This window comes from Geodermatophilus sp. SYSU D00708, assembly GCF_054050115.1.
This window is the reverse complement of record NZ_JBJGYS010000050.1, coordinates 1-17407: the sequence shown is the minus strand read 5'-3', so window position 1 is coordinate 17407 and position 17407 is coordinate 1. Positions and strand designations below refer to the sequence as shown.

Annotated in this window: 16 protein-coding genes; 3 read left to right on the top strand and 13 right to left on the bottom strand. The window is 74.3% G+C overall.

Features of this window, described 5'->3' with window-relative positions:
* The 3 genes from ACI79D_RS24345 to rfbB form a co-directional block, all read right to left on the bottom strand.
* Window positions 1-1626 (bottom strand): N-acetylmuramoyl-L-alanine amidase (locus ACI79D_RS24345; protein WP_456921111.1); only part of this gene is annotated, 1626 nt, incomplete at its 3' end.
* A gap of 174 nt (window positions 1627-1800) precedes the next feature.
* Complete coding sequence (gene rfbD, locus ACI79D_RS24340; RefSeq protein WP_456921110.1) at window positions 1801-2709, bottom strand: dTDP-4-dehydrorhamnose reductase; 909 nt, start codon at window positions 2707-2709, stop codon at window positions 1801-1803.
* Window positions 2706-3701 (bottom strand): dTDP-glucose 4,6-dehydratase, encoded by a 996-nt coding sequence (gene rfbB, locus ACI79D_RS24335; RefSeq protein ID WP_456921109.1) that lies wholly within the window; start codon window positions 3699-3701, stop codon window positions 2706-2708. Before rfbB ends, rfbD begins: the two co-directional genes overlap by 4 nt.
* 209 nt (window positions 3702-3910) lie before the next feature.
* Here rfbB and ACI79D_RS24330 point away from each other — a divergent pair, with 209 nt between their 5' ends.
* Window positions 3911-5461, top strand: a complete 1551-nt coding sequence (locus ACI79D_RS24330; protein WP_456921108.1) for an LCP family protein — start codon at window positions 3911-3913, stop codon at window positions 5459-5461.
* Window positions 5462-5644: 183 nt separating this feature from the next.
* Here the strand turns inward: ACI79D_RS24330 and ACI79D_RS24325 are convergent, their stop codons facing one another.
* The 10 genes from ACI79D_RS24325 to ACI79D_RS24280 all read right to left on the bottom strand — a co-directional run bounded on the left by ACI79D_RS24325 (window position 5645) and on the right by ACI79D_RS24280 (window position 16197).
* Window positions 5645-6400, bottom strand: a complete 756-nt coding sequence (locus tag ACI79D_RS24325) for a decaprenylphospho-beta-D-erythro-pentofuranosid-2-ulose 2-reductase (protein WP_456921107.1) — start codon at window positions 6398-6400, stop codon at window positions 5645-5647.
* Window positions 6397-7764: an FAD-binding protein gene (locus tag ACI79D_RS24320; protein ID WP_456921106.1), complete on the bottom strand. Its 1368-nt coding sequence runs from the start codon at window positions 7762-7764 to the stop codon at window positions 6397-6399. The genes ACI79D_RS24325 and ACI79D_RS24320 overlap by 4 nt, the downstream gene beginning before the upstream one ends.
* Window positions 7761-8291 carry a phosphatase PAP2 family protein gene (locus ACI79D_RS24315; protein WP_456921105.1) on the bottom strand — a complete coding sequence of 177 codons (531 nt, stop codon included), beginning with the start codon at window positions 8289-8291 and terminating at the stop codon, window positions 7761-7763. The genes ACI79D_RS24320 and ACI79D_RS24315 overlap by 4 nt, the downstream gene beginning before the upstream one ends.
* Before the next feature lie 39 nt (window positions 8292-8330).
* Window positions 8331-9029 (bottom strand): SGNH/GDSL hydrolase family protein, encoded by a 699-nt coding sequence (locus tag ACI79D_RS24310; protein WP_456921104.1) that lies wholly within the window; start codon window positions 9027-9029, stop codon window positions 8331-8333.
* Between the two features lies 1 nt (window position 9030).
* Window positions 9031-9771, bottom strand: coding sequence for a glycosyltransferase family 2 protein (locus ACI79D_RS24305; RefSeq protein WP_456921103.1), 741 nt, complete (start codon window positions 9769-9771; stop codon window positions 9031-9033).
* Window positions 9771-10538 carry a glycosyltransferase family 2 protein gene (locus ACI79D_RS24300; protein ID WP_456921102.1) on the bottom strand — a complete coding sequence of 256 codons (768 nt, stop codon included), beginning with the start codon at window positions 10536-10538 and terminating at the stop codon, window positions 9771-9773. The genes ACI79D_RS24305 and ACI79D_RS24300 overlap by 1 nt, the downstream gene beginning before the upstream one ends.
* Window positions 10535-12757, bottom strand: a complete 2223-nt coding sequence (locus tag ACI79D_RS24295) for a lysylphosphatidylglycerol synthase domain-containing protein (RefSeq protein ID WP_456921101.1) — start codon at window positions 12755-12757, stop codon at window positions 10535-10537. Before ACI79D_RS24295 ends, ACI79D_RS24300 begins: the two co-directional genes overlap by 4 nt.
* The gene (locus tag ACI79D_RS24290) at window positions 12757-13329 is read right to left on the bottom strand and encodes an HAD family hydrolase (RefSeq protein WP_456921100.1); all 573 of its coding nucleotides are present in this window, start codon (window positions 13327-13329) and stop codon (window positions 12757-12759) included. The genes ACI79D_RS24295 and ACI79D_RS24290 overlap by 1 nt, the downstream gene beginning before the upstream one ends.
* A gap of 70 nt (window positions 13330-13399) precedes the next feature.
* Window positions 13400-13846, bottom strand: a complete 447-nt coding sequence (locus ACI79D_RS24285) for a GtrA family protein (RefSeq protein WP_456921099.1) — start codon at window positions 13844-13846, stop codon at window positions 13400-13402.
* Window positions 13843-16197, bottom strand: coding sequence for a hypothetical protein (locus ACI79D_RS24280; RefSeq protein WP_456921098.1), 2355 nt, complete (start codon window positions 16195-16197; stop codon window positions 13843-13845). Before ACI79D_RS24280 ends, ACI79D_RS24285 begins: the two co-directional genes overlap by 4 nt.
* A 186-nt stretch (window positions 16198-16383) precedes the next feature.
* On the opposite strand from ACI79D_RS24280, the gene ACI79D_RS24275 reads away from it, so the two are divergent.
* Both ACI79D_RS24275 and ACI79D_RS24270 read left to right on the top strand, forming a co-directional pair.
* The gene (locus tag ACI79D_RS24275) at window positions 16384-17187 is read left to right on the top strand and encodes a TIGR03089 family protein (RefSeq protein ID WP_456921097.1); all 804 of its coding nucleotides are present in this window, start codon (window positions 16384-16386) and stop codon (window positions 17185-17187) included.
* Between the two features lie 42 nt (window positions 17188-17229).
* A partial coding sequence (locus ACI79D_RS24270) for a CoA-transferase (RefSeq protein WP_456919576.1) occupies window positions 17230-17407 on the top strand: 178 nt, incomplete at its 3' end.

The following is a 17407-nucleotide window of genomic DNA, read 5'->3' as shown; positions in this document are numbered from 1 at the left end:
GCCCTGGAAGTGCACGTACGCGCCCTTGCCGTCCGGCGTGGACCGCTGGTCGGACGTCGGGTAGCCCAGCCGGCCGCCCTCCCAGCCGGCCACGCCCCACGCATCCCGGATCGCCGCACCCAGCCAGCGCGTGCCGCCCGTCCGCGAGGAGTAGATGGACCCGCGCTCGAAGTGCGCGTACGTGGCCTGCCCGTCCGGCGTCGTGCCGACGTCGGACACCGGGTAGCCCAGCGGGCTGCGCTCCCAGTCGAGGGCGGCCCACTTGCTGTAGATCGAGCCGCGCAGGACGCGGGCCCCGGTCGCGTGGGTCGCGTAGATGGAGCCGTGCTCGTAGTGCGCGTAGGCGCCCATGCCGTCCGGCGTCCGGGTGGGCGGCGTGACGACGTCGCCGAGCATGGCGCGCAGCGCCGCGTCCCCGTCGTAGCGCTGCCGCACGAGCGGGACGGCCGAGCTGAGCTTGGCGGTCACCTGGTCCCGGATCTCACCGAGGCGGGCGTAGCCGGCGTTGCCGGGGCACGTGGTGTTCCCGACGTCCCGGTGACCGAAGATCGTCGGCAGCGTGACGGAAACGCCCCTGGCGTACTTGGCCGTGCCACCGCCCCCGGAGACCAGCGTGGTCGTGCCCCGCGGATTGACGCCGTAGAGGGAGAACTTCCAGGCGATGATCGCCGCCACGGAGTCGACCACGGCCTGCGGCGGGTTCAGCGACTCGTAGGTGCCCATCATCGAGACGCCGAAGGTCCCGGTGTTGAAGCCGCCGGCGTGGGCGCCGACGACGGTCCTGGACAACCCTCCGGCGCGGCCCTCCCAGCGGCGGCCGAACTTGTCGACCAGCACGTTGTAGCCGATGTCGCCCCAGCCGCGCTGGACCGCGTGGTACTCGTAGATCCCGCGGAGGATCGACGGCACCTGGTCGGCGGTGTAGGCGTTGCTCCCGGCCGTGTGGTGCAGCGTGGCGGCCTTGAGGGTCGGTGCGTACTCCGGGCCCCAGGTCATCTTGCGCTCGTCGGCGCCCCACTGGGCCCGCGAGTACACGTCGGGCATGGCCAGGGCCGCGTCCGCGGTGTCCTGGATGTCGGGCGTGCCGAGGTTGGCGTCGGCCGCGCTGTCCCCCGGGTCGACCAGGTCCAGCTGGACGTCGGTCGGCGCGGCGCCGGAGCGGGTGACGAGCTCGGCCTCCACGCCCGTACTGGGCCCGGTCCACAGCGGGGCGGTGCCACCGCGGACGGCGGCGGGCGCGCCGGACCCGGGGTCCTGGTCCGCGTCCTCGGTACCGACCTCGGTCCACTCCCCCCAGGTGCCGGCGTCCTGCACCCGGACCTTGACCACCGTGTCGGTCACCGCGGGGTCGAAGGCCCAGGTGACCCCGACCAGGGAGAACTCGGGGACGTCGGTCTTGGTGACGGTCAGCGTCGGCGCGCTCTCCGCGACGCCGGACACCGGCTCGGAGGTGCCGTCCTGGACGTCGGCGGCCGGGGCCGGGTCCTCGACCGACCCCATGGCCACCTCTTCCGTGGAGGTGGGCACCGGCTCGGCCTCGGGGCCCGGCGACGCGTAGACCGGCAGCACGAGGACGGTGCCGGTGAGGGCGACGACGGCGAGGGATCCGGTCAGGAGGCGGCGCACGAGGAGTAGTCCTCCAGGGTTCCGTGGTCCGGCCGCCACGGAGGCCACCGGCTGTCCCCTAGAGGATCGACGTAGCGGTGAGTGACCATGAGCCTCCGACACGCAGTCGTGCCGGATCGGCTCCCCCACCACTCACAGGCGTCACACGACCCACGCCCGTGGCGGACCGGTCGGTCACCCGGCCGGCGAGCCCGCCGGGGTGACGTCGAAGGTGCGCATCGCCCGGTGGAGGGCGTCCCGCCACGGCCGCATCGGGGGCAGGCCGGCCGCCTGCCACGCGGTGTCGTCCAGGACCGACCAGGCCGGCCGCGGCGCCGGCCGGGGGAAGGCCTCGGTGGTGGTCGGCAGCACGCGGGCGGGGTCGGCGCCGAGCTCCTCGAACACCGCCCGGGCCAGGCCGTGCCAGGAGGTGTGCCCGGCGTTGGTGCAGTGCAGCAGCGGGGGCAGCGGCTCCTCCCGCGCGCCGGCCGCCACGAGGGCGGCGGCGAGGTCGGCCGACCAGGTGGGCGAGCCGACCTGGTCGTCGACGACGCTGACGGTGGCCCGCTCCCGCTCCAGCCGCATCATCGTCTTCACGAAGTTGGTGCCGTGCCGTCCGTAGACCCAGGCGGTGCGCACCACGGTGGCGTCCCCGCCGGCCGCGGCCACCGCCCGCTCGCCGGCCGCCTTGGACCGCCCGTAGGCGCTGCGCGGGGCGACCGGGGCGTCGACCGGGTAGGGCGTGGTGGCCGTCCCGGCGAAGACGTAGTCGGTGGAGACGTGCACCAGCCGTCCCCGCCCGGCCAGCTCCTCGGCCAGCCAGCCCGGCGCGTGCCCGTTGACGACGGTGGCGGTGGCCTCGTCGTCCTCGGCCGCGTCGACCGCGGTGTAGGCGGCGGCGTTGACCACGACGGCGCGTTGCCCGCGCGTCCGGGCTCCGGCCAGCCAGGTCGAGACGGCGGCCCGCAGCTGCCGCTCGTCGGTGAGGTCCACCTCGTGCCGGCCGGCCGCCGTGACCGCGTCCCCGGGCCGCCCGGCCAGGACCGCGAGCAGCTCCCGGCCGAGCTGTCCGTGCGCCCCGGTGACCAGCCAGGCGGTGCTCATGCCCGGGCGGTAGCGGCGGCGGCCTTCAGCGGTTCCCACCACGCCCGGTTGTCCCGGTACCACTGCACGGTCAGGGCCAGGCCGTCCTCGAAGGACATCCGCGGGGCGTAGCCCAGCGCCGCGGTCTTGGAGTAGTCCACCGAGTAGCGCAGGTCGTGGCCGCCGCCGCGCGGGTCGACGATGTTCTCCACGTAGCTCCAGTCGCGGCCGGTGGCCGCCAGCAGCTGCTCGGTGAGCTCGCGGTTGGACAGCTCCCGGCCGCCGCCGATGTTGTAGAACTCCCCGGCCCGGCCCTTCTCCAGCACCAGCTGGATGCCGCGGCAGTGGTCGTCGACGAACAGCCAGTCGCGGACGTTGGCGCCCTCGCCGTAGAGCGGCACCTTCTCCCCGTCGAGCAGGTTGGTGACGAACAGCGGGATGACCTTCTCCGGGAAGTGGTAGGGGCCGTAGTTGTTGCTGCACCGGGTGACCGAGATGTCCAGGCCGTAGGTCTTGGCGTAGGCGCGGGCGATCAGGTCGCCGCCGGCCTTGGCCGCCGAGTACGGCGAGTTGGGCTCCAGCAGGTGGTCCTCGGTCCAGGACCCCTCGTCGATCGAGCCGTACACCTCGTCGGTGGAGACGTGCACGACCCGGCCGACGCCGTGCCGCAGCGCGGCCTCGAAGACCTGCTGGGCGCCGAGCACGTTGGTCAGCACGAACTGCGAGGCCCCGGAGATGGAGCGGTCCACGTGCGACTCGGCGGCGAAGTTCACCACGACGTCGTGCCCGGGCAGGGCGGCGTCGAGGTCGGCGGCGCTGCAGATGTCCCCCCGCACGAACCGGTAGCGCGGGCTGTCGGCCACCGGCGCCAGGTTGGCCAGGTTGCCGGCGTAGGTCAGCGCGTCGAAGACGGTCACCTCGGCGTCCTCGAAGCCGGGGTACCCACCGGTCAGCAGGGTCCGGACGTAGTGGGAACCGATGAAGCCGGCTCCCCCCGTCACGAGGATGCGCATGCCCGGGCCCTTCTGGAGTGTGACAACTGCGGTCGGTGAGCACGGTAGTGGCGCAGGCGGCGGACCGTCCGTGTCGGACGGGGTCGTCTCACCCCTTTGGTGGCTAGCATCGCTCGCGCCGCCGCCCGCCGTGAGGCGTGGACGCCGCAGGACGCGGACGCACCGCCCGGGGAGCCCGGCGCGCCCCAACGGACACCAGTGAGGACGCCGTGACGAGGAAGCACGACAAGCAGGCCGGGACCGACGGCCGTCCGCTGCCGCCGCGGCTGGACCCCCGTGCCGGTCGCACCTCGCGGAAGGCGGCCGAGCGCCCGGAGGCCGGTTCGGCGCCGGAGGGCACCCCGCGCCGTGGCAGGCGTGCCGCCGTGCTCACCCGCGTCGTCGTGGGGCTGCTCTCGGTCGCGCTGCTCGGTGGCAGCGGCTGGGGCTGGTACCTGGGTCAGGTCGCCGAGGCCAGCGTCACCCGGACCGACGTGATCGCCTCGACCGGCGACGACGGCGGGTCGGAGCTCAACCTGCTCCTGGTGGGGAGCGACAGCCGCGAGAGCCTGACCCCCGAGCAGGAGAACGAGTTCCACACCGGTGGCTCCAGCGGGCTCAACACCGACACGATGATCCTGGTCCACCTGCCGGCCGACGGCTCCAAGGCCTCCTTCGTCTCGTTCCCGCGCGACTCCTACGTGGCCATCCCCGGCCACGGCAACGACAAGCTCAACGCCGCGTTCGCCTACGGCTACGGCGACGCCCCGGCCGACGCCGACGAGGCGACGAAGCGCGCCTCCGGCGCCCGGCTGCTGGTGCAGACGGTCAACCAGCTCACCGGCCTGCAGATCGACCACTACGCCGAGGTCGACCTGCTCGGCTTCTTCAACCTCAGCACCGTCGTCGGCGGCGTCGAGGTCAACCTCTGCGCCCCCGTGAACGACACCAAGTACTCCGGCGCGGTGTTCCCCGCCGGTGTCCAGACCATCAGCGGCGCCGACGCCCTCAAGTTCGTCCGCCAGCGCCACGGGCTGCCGCGGGGCGACTTCGACCGCATCGTCCGCCAGCAGGTCTTCATCGCCGGCGTCGTCCGCAAGATCCTCTCCGAGGACACCCTGTTCGACCTGGGCAAGCAGCGCCAACTGGTGGAGGCGGCCTCGCAGTCGCTCACCGTGGACCAGGACCTCGACCTGTTCCAGCTCGCCGAGCAGATGCAGTCGGTGGACCTGGGCAGCGTCGACTTCCAGACCGTCCCCTACGTCGGTGACGACAAGGACGAGCAGGGCCGATACATCCTCCGCCTGGAGGACGTCGACACGCTCCACCGGTTCTTCGCCGACCTGTCGGCCGAGCCGCAGGAGGCCGAGCAGCCTGCCGAGGAGGAGCCGGCCGAGGAGACCGCCGCTCCCGCCGACGTCGCCGTCACCGTCTACAACGGCTCGGGGACCGCGGGGCTGGCCGCCGAGACCGCGGCCGGTCTGCAGGGGGCGGGCTTCACCGTCGCCGGCACCGGCAACGCCGACTCCACCGACTACACCCGGACCGAGATCCGCTACGCCGAGGGCGACGAGGCCCGGGCCCGGGCCCTGGCGGAGGTCGTCGAGGGCGCGAAGCTGACGAAGGCCGACGACGCCACCGTGGGCACCGTGCAGCTGGTGCTCGGCTCGGACTTCAACGGGGTCGGCCAGGCGGTCACCGAGCAGCCGGCCGCGGCCGACGAGCCGGCCACGGAGGGCAAGGACGCCCGCACCGCGGCCGACACCACCTGCATCAACTGAGAAGGGACCCCGAGAAGGACCCCGTCCTCCCCACCGCTCGCACGCTCGCGGCGGGACCCTGGACGGGGCCGCCAGACCCCTCGCAGCTCGGGGTGAGCCTCTGGACGGGGCCGCGGCGGGGCCCTGCAAGGGGACGCTCCGCGGGGGCGGGGAGGCGGGCGCCCTCCCCGCCCCCGCGGCGTCTCAGAGGGGCAACCGGCGGAAGACCGGGCGCGGCAGGTGCCGCACCACGGCCATGACCAGCCGCATCAGGCCGGGCACCCAGACGGTGTGCCGCCCGCGCCGGACCCCGGCCACGATCGCCTCGGCCACCGCCTCGGGCGTCGTGGCCAGCGGCGCGGCGGGCAGTCCTGCGGTCATCTTCGAGCGGACGAACCCGGGCCGCACGACCAGGACCGACACCCCGCTGCCGGCCAGGTCGTCGCCCAGCCCGGAGTAGAACGCGTCCATGCCGGCCTTCGCCGAGCCGTAGACGTAGTTGGCCTTCCGCGCCCGCTCGCCGGCCACCGAGGAGAGCGCCACGAGCACCCCGTGGCCCTGCTGCCGCATCCGCTCGGCCAGCGCGGTGCCGACCACGACCGGGGCCACGTAGTCGACCTGCGCCAGCTCCCCCACCGCGGCCGGGTCGACCCGCAACCGGGCGTGGTCCCCGAGCACGCCGAAGGCCACGACCGCGACGTCGACGTCCCCACCGGCGGTGGCCTGCTCCACCACCCGCTGCGGCGCGTCGGGGTCGGCGGCGTCGAAGTCCACGACCTCGACCGTGGCCCCCGCGGCCTGCAGCTCGTCGGCGACCGCGGCCCGGCGCGGGGTGTCGCGGGCGGCCAGGACCACGCGCAGCGGCCGCTCGGCCAGGTACCGGCGGGCGGTGGCGACCGCGATGTCGGAGGTGCCGCCGACCAGCAGCAGGGAGCCCACCGAACCCAGGGCGTCGATCACAGGCACAGCCTCCTGGCGAGGTCCGAGGTGAACACGTGCGTGGGGTCCACGCGCTCGCGGACGGCGCGGAACCGGTCGAGCTCGGGGTACATGCGGGGCAGGTGCGCGGGCCGCAGCCGGGCGTCCTTGGCCAGGTACACGCGCCCGCCCGCGCCGACCACCAGCTCGTCGAGCTCGTCGAGCAGCCGGGCCAGCCCGGGCAGGACCGGGATGTCCAGCGCCAGGGTCCAGCCCGGCATGGGGAAGGACAGCAGGCCCGGGCTGCTCGGCCCCATGCGCTTGAGCACCGCGAGGAAGGACGGCGTCCGGGTGGCGCTGGTGCGGACCAGCGCCCGGCGCACCGTCTCCTCCTCACCGAACGGGACGACGAACTGGTACTGGACGAACCCGCGCGGGCCGTACACCCGGTTCCAGGCACCGACGCCGTCCAGCGGGTGGAAGAAGGTCGGGATGGCCTGCAGCTCGTCGCGCCGGCGGCGCGGCGCCCGGCGGTACCAGACCTCGTTGAAGGCGGCCACCGTGGCGGGGTTGAGCAGCCCGGGCGGGAAGAGGTCCGGGGCCTGCAGCCGCACCGCGCCCGAGTAGCGCAGCGGGTCGGCGCGCCGCCGCGGCGGGAGCTCGTCGCGGCGGGCGAACCGGCCGCGGGTCAGCACCGCGCGCCCGAGCCGGGCGCCCCGGGCCACGCAGTCGATCCAGGCCACCGAGTGCTCGTAGTGGGAGTCGGTCGCGGTGAGCAGGTCCAGGAGGGCGTCGAGGTCCGGCGCCCGATCGGTGTCGATCAGCAGGGAGGCGGTCTCGACCGGCGTCATCCGCAGCCGCACCCGCAGGATCACGCCGGTCAGCCCCATGCCGCCGGCGGTCGCCCAGAACAGCTCCGGGTCCTGGTCGGGGCCCACGCGGCGCACCTGCCCGTCGGCGGTGAGCAGGTCCAGCCAGTCGACGTAGCGGGCGAAGCTGCCGGCCCGGTGGTGGTTCTTCCCGTGCACGTCGGCGGCGACCGCCCCGCCGACGGTGACGTACCGGGTGCCCGGGGTGACCGGGACGAACAGGCCGAGGGGGACGAACAGCCGCATCAGCCGGTCCAGCGAGATCCCCGCCTCGACGGTGACCGCGCCCTGCTCGAGGTCGACGTCGAGCACCCGGTCCAGCCCGGTCAGGTCGAGCACGTGCCCGCCGGCGTTCTGCGCGGCGTCCCCGTAGCTGCGGGCCAGCCCGCGGGCGACCACCCCGCGGGGTCCGCGGCCGCAGAGCGCGGCCGCGGCGTCGTCCGCCGTCCGCACCGGCGCGAGGGTGGCGACGGTGGGCGCGGTGCGCCCCCAGCCGGTCAGCCGCCGCCGGACGGCGCCGTCCGCTGCCCCGCTCACGCCGCCCTCCACCGGGCCGCGCCCCGCCGCACACCGGCGGCGACCCCGCCGCCGACGAGCACCCCGGCGACGACGTCGCTGGGCCAGTGCACGCCGAGCAGCACGCGGGAGACGCCCATCGCGGCCAGGACGGCGGTCATCGGGAGCCGGCCGACCAGCGGTCCGTAGCCGTACGCCGCGGCCGCGGTGGAGGCCGCGTGTGCGCTGGGGAACGACAGCCGGCTGGGCGTCGCGACCAGCGCGGGGACGGCGTCGAGCACCGGCCTGCCCCGCCGGACGGCCCGCTTGACCAGCACCGCGGCGGCGTGGGCGGCCAGCACGCCCATCGCGGCGGTGCCCCACTCGGCGCGCCGCCGGCCGCGCAGCCAGCCCGCCGCACCGAGCAGCAGCCAGCCGGCGGCGTGCTCGCCGAGGTGCGAGAGGCCCCGGGCCAGCGGCACGGCGGGGGTGTCGCCCAGCCACCGGCGGACGGAACCGAGCAGCTCCGCCTCCGCACGGTGCAGGCGCGCAGCTCCCCTCGCGTCCATGTGACCCGACCCTAGGTGCAGCGCGGCCGGTGCACCGGGTCAGCCCCGCGCGACCTCGCGGACGGTGCCCCGCAGGGACTCCCCGATGAGCGCCGCGGCACGCGGGTTGGGGTGCAGCCCGTCGTCGCTCATGCCGGGCGCGAAGCGGTCGCCCTCCCGCACCAGGGCCATCGGGTCGGCGAAGGTCCAGCCCTCGGCGGCCGCCAGGTCGGCGAGGACGCGGTTGGTCTCGACCGCCATCGCCGGCACCGCGTCGCGCGGCGGCACGGCGGAGAGCACCACCCGCGGCACCCCCGTCCGCGCGACGAGGGCGCGCAGGTCCGCGGCGGTCTGCTCGCCGGGGATGCCCGCCGTCGGGTCGTTGGTGCCGGCCATGACGACGAGGACGTCGGCGTCCACGTGCGTCGCGGCGGCCAGCATGTCGGCGGTGGTGGCCCCGCCGCGCGCCCAGCCCCCGGCGAAGGTGACCTCGTCGGCGACCGTGGTGGCCAGCCAGGACCCCGGCCCGAGCACGCCGGCGGGCACGTCCCCGTCGGCCTGGGTGATCGAGTCGCCCACGGCGGCCAGCCGGATCGGCGCGGGGACCTCGGGGGTCACGGGCGCGGGGGGCCCGGTCGTCCCCGCCGCCGCGTACGGCAGGGACGTGGCCGGGCCGGAGCCCCCGCACCCACCGAGCAGGACGGCGACGGCGAGGAGGGCACCGGCGGCGGCGCGGTGCGCGGCTGCGGGTCGGCGCACGTCAGACGGGCAAACCGGTCTCGCGGTAGGCGGCCAGCTCCTCCGGCGTCCCGAAGCAGTAGAAGTCGCCCCGCACCAGGCCCACGCGGCGGCCGGAGGTGATCAGCTCGTTGAAGACCAGGGACACGTAGTACTCGGGCATGGCCGCGTCGATCTGCTTGGCCATCAGCCGGTCGGCGGCCTCCAGGAACACCCGCGCGGAGGTGAACGAGTACACGCCCATCAGCGCGTCGGAGGAGATGGCCTGCTTCTCCGCCGTCCGGACGACGAGGCCGTCGGGCCCCACCTCGGCGAAGCTGTACCGCGGCTCGGTGGACCGGAACGACAGCAGCAGGCCGTCGACGTCGCGAGTCTGCGCCGCCTGCGCCAGCACCCGGAAGTACTCGGGGCTGTCGAACGCGATGTCGCAGTCCATGATCACCAGCGGCTGGTCGGGGTCGAGGGAGTCGCGCGCCTCCAGGCAGGTCTCCACCGCCCCGCGGGTGTCGTGGTCGAGCAGCACGATGTCGGCCGACGGCTGGGCGGCGAGCACCTGCCGGGCCAGGCCGTGCTCGCGGTCGTCGTCCGCGCGGACGACGACGGTGACCGTCTTCTCCCCGGTCCACGGCGCGAAGGAGCGCAGCGCCCGCTGGAACATCGGCGCGCCGTCCACCTCGATCAGCGGCTTGGGGGTGGTGACGCCGACCTTGCGGAAGCGCGTCCCCAGTCCGCCCATGGGCATGAGCACCTGGAGGGTGGCCATCACTGCACCTCGTCCCACTCGTAGTCGCGGTCGGCGGCCGGCTCGGAGGTCGGCCGGCCCAGCCGCCACAGCGCCAGGTTGCGCAGCGCCGTCCGGAAGATGTTCCAGTTGCGCGCGTTCGACACCTGGTCCTCCTCGCGCCAGGTGATCGGCACGAACGCGAACCGCACCTTGCGGGCCACCAGGTCGAGGATCAGCTCGTAGTTGAACGTCAGGTGGTCGGCGAACCGCAGGTACGTGGCCGGGTCCAGGTCGCGCAGCGCGAACAGGTTCAGGCCAGAGCCCAGGTCCTGCAGCGGCCGTAGCGCCACCGCGCTGTAGACGGTGTTCAGCACGCGGTTGCCCCACACCCGTTTGGCGTCGTAGCCGTGCAGCCGGGAGCGCCGGCTGAAGCGGGAGCCGAGGACGGTCTGCGTCTCGGGGTGGGCCTGCGCGTGGTCGAGCAGCAGCGCGACCTCGTCGCTCTTGGCCTGGTTGTCCCCGTGCAGGATCACCACGTGGGTGTGCCCGGCGGCGCGGGCGTGCTCGAAGGCGACCTTGTGGGTGCCGCCGAGGCTGTTGTTCTGCCGGTTGCGGAAGACCCGCAGGTTCGGCAGCCGTCCGGATCGCTTGTACTCCAGCGCCCGCTCGAGGGTGTCGTCGGTGCTGCGGTTGTCGATGACCCAGATTTCGCTCACTCGCGCGGCGACCTCGGGGGTGATCTCGTCGAGCACGCGGCCGATCTGCGGCGCGCAGTTGTACGCCGGGATGGCGATGACCGCGTTCACCGGGCGAGCACCTCCTCCTGCCTCGGCTCGGCGCCGAAGACGTCGTCGTCCTCGTCCCGGACCGGCAGGTCGTACTGGTCGAGGAAGCGGTTGAGCGCCTGGATGCAGACGCCGTAGTACTTCAGCACCGTCCCCGAGTTGATCGCCACGCGGTGGGTGAGCATGCGGCCGTAGAAGAGCCCGACGTGGAAGAGCACGGAGCGCTGCTCGGCGACGCTCAGGTGCCGGGGCATGACCTGGGTGGTGACGAAGTCGGCCAGTTCGTCGTAGCGGGCGGAGCGGGCGTCGCGGTAGGTGATCTCGGGCAGGCCGTCCCGCTCCCCCAGCACGACCGGGTCGTCGTCGTCGTTGAGGAACTCGTAGCCGTACAGCAGCGACTGCATGTGCCGGGCGAAGTCGATGACCGGCCCGCGCAGCTGGTTGTCGTCGGACGGGTCGATCACCAGGACGTCCCGCGAGGGCAGGTCGACGAGGATGTTGTCGACCGTGAGGTCGCCGTGGATGTGCGCCGACGGCCGGAAGGTGGCCAGGTCGTTCCACGCCGCCTCGGTGCCCTGGATGCGGGACAGCACCCGGTCGAAGTTGTCCAGCTCGCGGCCGTTGACCACGATCCGCTCGCCCTTGAGCGCCTCGGCCAGCGCGGCGTGCGACTCCGCGGCCGCGCGCACCCGCATGACGAACCGCTCGCTCACGTAGTCGTCGCGCAGGTCGGGCTGCTGCTCGAGGTCGCCGAGGTCGTAGACACGGTCGTACATGTAGTCCCAGACCTCGGCGATCTTGGCGACGCACTCCGCGTGCGTGTTCTCGTGCACGTACTCGAACAGCGGGACGCTGCTGGGCCGGTACTCGAGGTCGATGGCGTAGTGGTCCTCGGCGTGCTGCTCGCGCAGCACGGTGACCAGCTGCCGGTGGTCGGCCCGCTCGGCCAGCCAGTCGTGCTGGTTCTTCAGCCGGTGCGCGTACTCCGGCGGCACCATCTTCTTGACGAACAGCTCGCCGTCGCCGCTGGTGGCCAGCAGGGTGACCGCGTTCGAGCCGCCCTTGAAGAAGCGGACCAGGCTGACGTTGCCGTCCACCTCCAGCCGGTGCATGACCTGGCTGAGGTGCTGACGCTGGAAGTACGCGTCGAGGAAGTGCGTCATCGACCCGGAGATGTCCTGGTCGCGGCCGAGCTTGTTGACGTAGCCGTCGGCGGGGGCGAGCTCGGCGCCGGCCAGCGGGGCGCTGGTGCGCTTGGCCCAGTTGACGAACAGCGAGACGACGGCGACGAGCAGCACGGGGACGTTGGTCACCATCCACGTCGCCGCGGCGAACAGCAGCACGTCCACGCCGGCCAGCGGGGTGCTGCCCTCGACGAAGGCCTGTACCCCCTCGACGTAGCCGCCGGGCGCGCCGTTGCCGATGCTCGGGCTGACCACGCCGGCGGGGGCGGCGGTGGCGACCAGGCTCTCCCGGCCGGAGAGCGCGGGGAACACGGTGACCGCGACCATCGCGGCGGCCGCGACGTAACAGGCCCAGGAGCCCAGCGCGAGCGTCCCGTAGCGGACCAGCTGCCGGCGCTGCCGGAAGAACCGCTGGAAGCCGAAGATGACCGACCACAGCTTGAACCGGGCCCGGTTCTCCAGGTCGGTGTTCAGCCAGCCGCTCGCCCGCCAGGCCAGTCGCATCAGGACGGTGTTCTCCCGCACCAGGGCGACGAAGGAGGCGATGAGGACGACCGACACCGCCAGCGCCACCACCGCGGCCAGCGGGACGACGCCCACGACCGGCCCGCCGACGACCGCCAGCAGCACCAGGAAGGACAGCGACACCAGGACGACGTCGCTCAGCCGCTCGAGGACGACGGCCAGCAGCGTGTACAGGAAGCTGATCCGCAGGGTCTTGGCGACCAGGTACGAGCGCACGACCTCGCCGACCCGCAGCGGCCAGACGAGGTTGAACAGGTAGCCGATGGTCAGGTGCCGGAACTGGCCGGCCAGGCTGCCCCGGCGCACGTTGTCGATGACCACCTTGGTGCGCGCCGCGCGCAGCACGTGGCCGCCCAGTTGCACCAGCGAGGCCGCGACCAGCACCGCCCAGCCGCGCCCGGAGAGCCCGTCGGACAGCAGCTGCCACAGCTCCGACAGCGTCGGCCAGGTGAGGACGAGGAAGCCCGCCAGCGACAGCAGCGCGACGACGATCAGCGCCAGCCGGCCGCGGGAGTAGCTCGGGAGTGCCATCAGAAGTGCGGAACCTCGAGGACGAGCAGGCCCGCGGCCAGGGCGGCCTGCCGGCCGGTCTCGGAGTCCTCGAACGCCAGGCTGTGGGCGGCGTCGGCGCCGAGCAGCTCCAGGGCGCGCAGGTACCCCTCCGGGTCGGGCTTGCTGCGGGCCACGTCGTCGCCCCAGACCACGACGTCGAACAGCGGCGTCAGGCCGTGGGTGTCGAGGATCTGCCGGCCGTTGCCGGACTTGGCGGTGCTGACCAGCGCCGTGGGGTGGGTGGGCGCGACCAGCCGGAGGAAGGCGATCAGCGCGTCGTTGGCCGCCGTCCGGTGCAGCTGCTCGGCGTAGAGCCGGCTCTTGGCCGCCCGGATCGTGTCGACCCCGGCGGGGTCGATGCCGGGCAGCAGCGCGGGGATGAAGTCGCGGGAGTCCTGGCCCCAGGTGGTGGCGAACACCTCCTCGGTGAGCTCGTGGCCCGACTCGGCGAACGCGTCCCGGTAGGCCAGGTAGTTGGCCTCCCGGGTGTCGACGAGGGTGCCGTCGAGGTCGAACAGCAGGGCCTGGACCGCCCCTCCCGGACGTGCCATGTCGATCCGTGCTCCCGTTCCTTCGAGACGTGTGGGCTCCGCGGCCCCGTGGACCGTGCGCTGGGCCATCTCAGGCTCCTGCCGTGTCGTGGGTGGTCGTCGGTGCGCGGGCCGGGATCGGTGCCGGCGCCGGGCGGCCGCGGAAGAGCAGCTTGCTGGCGAGGAAGTTCGCGGCGAAGGACGGCGGCAGCGACAGCAGCTTGCAGACGAAGGCGTCCCAGCCGGTGACCTCGTGCACCAGGTCGATGAGGACCGAGAAGACCACGATCGAGATCACGTACCAGCCGACGAACAGCAGGAACGTCAGCCGGGACCGCTCGCTGCGGAAGGCGTACTTGGTGACGAACAGGTAGACGACCACCACCGCGCACCCGGCGCTGACCAGGTTGGCCAGCCACGGCGGCGCGCCCAGCCGGACGCCGGCCGCGAACAGCCCCAGGTCCACCGCCAGGCCCAGGCACGACCCGAGCAGGAACCGGGTGACCTGGTGCAGGAGCCTCCCCCACCGGCCGCTCACCGGTCGCCACCCGCGGCCGCCGGGGCCGCCGCCGGCCGTCGCCCGGAGGCCCGCTCCCGGGCCCGGGCCCACACCGCCCCGGCGGTCGCGGCCAGCACCAGCACCGCGCCCGCCCCGAGGGCCGGGACCAGCAGGCGCTGGCCGATGGGCAGGTAGGACAGCTGCAGGGTCGCGCCGTCCAGGCCGGCGGGCAGGTCGACGCGCAGCACGGCGTCGTCCACCGACCCGACGTCGATCGGCTCGCCGTCCAGCGTGGCGGTCAGGCCCGGCCAGTACGGGATCCGGAAGGCCAGGGAGCCGCCGTCGGGGCCGGTGCTCACCGTGTAGGTGTCCATCGGCTCGTCGCCGCGGGCCTCCCGCGTCGACCCGTCAGTGACGGTGACCCCCCGCGCGGCGGTGACCCGGCCCGGGAGGCCGTCGTCGCGGCGGTACTCGGTGTACCCCTCGGTGGTGGCCCCGGGCGTCCAGCGCGCCGCGAAGTACTGCTGCAGCACCTCGGGGGCGTCCCGGTCCAGCAGCACGGTGTCCTCGCTCATCAGCTCCAGCCAGGAGGTCCCGGTGCCCGGCGCGGTCTGCAGCAGCTTCGCCGGGTCGTCGCAGGTCGCGCCCTCGTAGGTCCGGCACCAGTGCTCGTTGAGCGCCTCGTGCCAGACGGCGTAGGAGCCGGTCCCGGTCTCGAAGCCGGCCACCAGGTTGCCGTTGCCCCGCAGGACGCCGTCCGACCAGCCCATGTCGCCCTCGTAGTCGAAGGTGATGACCGTCGCGGAGGTGTCCACGCCGGCGGAGCGCTCCTCGTAGGCGGCCACCGTCGTCCCCAGGTCGCGGCCGGGAGGCAGCGCCCGGTACGGACCCTCGTCGGCGGCCGGGCGCCCGGCCAGGGCGTCCACCCGCTCCTCGAGCGAGGCCATCATCTGCTCACCGACGAAGACCGTGCCCCAGCTGAGCAGCACGACCACCGCGGCGCCCGCCGCCGCCGTCCGCCGCCGGGGGCGGTCGTCCCGCAGCGCGGCGACCAGCCCGGCGACGGCCACCGCCGTCAGGACGCCGGCCAGCAGGTGCCACTTCGAGAACACCGGCGCCCGGAACAGCGCAAGCAGGGTCTGGGCGACGACCAGGGCGAACGCGGCCGCGACCCGCCCCCGGGTGAGCCGCGGCGCGGCCCGCAGCGCCAGCAGGACCAGCAGCGGCAGGAACACCTGCACGACCACGAGGTAGCGGAACGGGTAGCGGAAGACCGACACCGTCGTGGGCAGCTGGGTGAAGACCACCGCCAGCGCCCAGACCACGCCCGCGGTGAGCACGCCCCGCGCGCGCAGCGCCCGCCGCCAGTCGACGAGGGCCAGGGCCGGGACGGCGACCAGCAGCGTGTACATGGCCGGGACCAGCCCGAGCGAGCCGCCCCAGGCGTTGGTCTGGCCCAGCAGCGTCGGGCTGCCCAGGAGGACGTCGGCCAGGTTGGTCACCCCGAAGGCGACGTTGCCCACCACCTGGTCGGGGTCCAGCCGCTGCATGAACGGCGAGACCTCGACGGTGGTGAGCAGCGTGGGCAGGGCCAGCAGCAGCCCGCCGACGGCCGCGGCGACCCGCGCCAGGCCGAGCGGCTGCACCAGCACCCGCCAGCCGCCGCCGTCGCGCACCTGCTCCCACGCCTGGGCCAGGACCAGCGCGAGGGCGAAGAACAGCACGTAGGGGTTGCCGGAGGCCAGCAGGCCCCACGTGGCCAGGCCGGCGACGAGCGGTCCGGTCCACCGGCGGGCCTGCAGGCCCCACCAGAACCACGGCAGCCAGCCGATGCTCCACAGCAGCGGCCACCAGGAGCCGCCGTACCAGAGGAAGAAGCCGCTGGAGGCCACGCCGAGGGCGCCGGCCAGGCACAGCCAGCGGCGCACGCCGTGGGAGCGCAGCACGGCGAAGACCCCGGAGCCCAGCAGCAGCACGCACAGCGTGGCGTGGCCCCAGGACAGGACCAGGAAGTCGTCGGTGCCGCGGGACAGCGCCTGCAGGGCCCAGTGCAGCGGGTCCAGGGCGCCGTACTGCATGTCGGCCGCGAGGTTGCCGGCCATGCCCAGCTCGGGGTCCATGAGCGGGGGCCGGCCACCCTCCAGGTGCTGGCCCATCCACCACAGCATCGGACCGAACTGCGCCTGGGAGTCGTCGAACCAGAAGAAGCGGGGAGCCAGCCGGCTCAGGACGACCAGCTGGCCCAGCTGCAGCACCAGGTAGCCCAGGAAGGCCAGCGCGGTGGCCCCCACCGGGGACAGCCGTCCCCCGGCCCCGGCCCCGCGGTCGCGCGACCGGCCGTCGGCCGGCTCCAGGCCCGGGGGCCCGAGCTCGACGGTGTGTGTGGTCACTCCCGACCTTCTCCTCGGACACGGGGCGGGGTTCGTCCGCCCCCGCGAGACGACCCCGTCGGGGTCCGTCGGCCGGGCGACCGCGTCGCACGGCTGTCCCGCGCTGTGGCGGGCACCGGGATCCGACTGTAGCCGCGGGCGACGGGTGCGGCTCGCAGCCGCCGACCCGGCTGCCACCCTCTCCCCGTGGACCACACCTCTCCCACCACCCCCGCCGCCCTGCTGGCCGCGCGGTTGCGCCGGGACGCCGCCGCGCCGCTGGTCACCTCCTACGACGACGCGACCGGCGAGCGGGTGGAGCTGTCGGCGGCCACCCTCGCCAACTGGGTGGCGAAGACGGCGAACCTGCTCCAGGACGAGTTCGACGTCACGGCGGGGAGCACGGTGGCCGTCGCGCTGCCGGTGCACTGGCAGACCGCGGCGGTGCTGCTCGGCGTGTGGGCGTGCGGCGCCACGGTGCTCGACACCGCGGCCGAGGACGACGGCCGGCTGGACGACGCCGACGTCGTGCTCGCCGCCCAGGACCGCCTGGCCCCGCTGGAGGAGCAGGACCTGCCCGAGCTGCTGGGCCTGTCCCTGCACCCGCTGGGCCTGGGCATGGCCGGGTACACCGGGCCGGCGCGCGACTTCGCGCTGGAGGTCCGCGCGCACGGGGACGTGTTCGTCCCGTGGCAGCAGCCCGACCCGGCCGCGCCGGGACTGCTGCTCGGCGGCCTCGAGCTGACCCTCGGCGGGCTGGTGTCCACCGCGCGGGAGCTCGCCGGGCGACTGGGCCTGGCCGACGGCGACCGGGTGCTGGTCGACGACCGCACCGCCGACGAAGCCGGGCCGGTCGCCTGGCTGCTCGCGCCGCTGGCCGCCGGCGCCTCGATCGTGCTGGTCCGCTCCCCTGACGCCGGGCAGCTGCCCGCGCGTGCGGCCACCGAGCGGGTCACCGCTACGCTCGGGCGGACGATCGAGGGCATCCGCGAGCTGGGCCGACCTGCCTGACGCAGCCGTCCCAGCCGCCCGGACGGACGGTGGGACTCCTGCATGGACAAGGTGGTGGGCAGCGCCGCTGAGGCGGTGGCCGACGTGCCCGACGGCGCGGTGCTGGCCGTGGGCGGGTTCGGGTTGTGCGGGATCCCGTACGCGCTGATCGACGCGCTGCTGGACAAGGGCGCCACGGACCTGACCACGATCAGCAACAACTGCGGCGTGGACGACGCCG

What these genes read in the sequence shown, in the direction of transcription:
- rfbD (WP_456921110.1), bottom strand. Translation starts at nt 2,709, where the DNA reads ATGAGCACCGCCTGGCTGGTCACCGGGGCGCACGGACAGCTCGGCCGG.
- rfbB (WP_456921109.1), bottom strand. Translation starts at nt 3,701, where the DNA reads ATGCGCATCCTCGTGACGGGGGGAGCCGGCTTCATCGGTTCCCACTAC.
- ACI79D_RS24315 (WP_456921105.1), bottom strand. Translation starts at nt 8,291, where the DNA reads ATGGACGCGAGGGGAGCTGCGCGCCTGCACCGTGCGGAGGCGGAGCTG.
- ACI79D_RS24305 (WP_456921103.1), bottom strand. Translation starts at nt 9,771, where the DNA reads ATGGCCACCCTCCAGGTGCTCATGCCCATGGGCGGACTGGGGACGCGC.
- ACI79D_RS24295 (WP_456921101.1), bottom strand. Translation starts at nt 12,757, where the DNA reads ATGGCACTCCCGAGCTACTCCCGCGGCCGGCTGGCGCTGATCGTCGTC.
- ACI79D_RS24290 (WP_456921100.1), bottom strand. Translation starts at nt 13,329, where the DNA reads ATGGCACGTCCGGGAGGGGCGGTCCAGGCCCTGCTGTTCGACCTCGAC.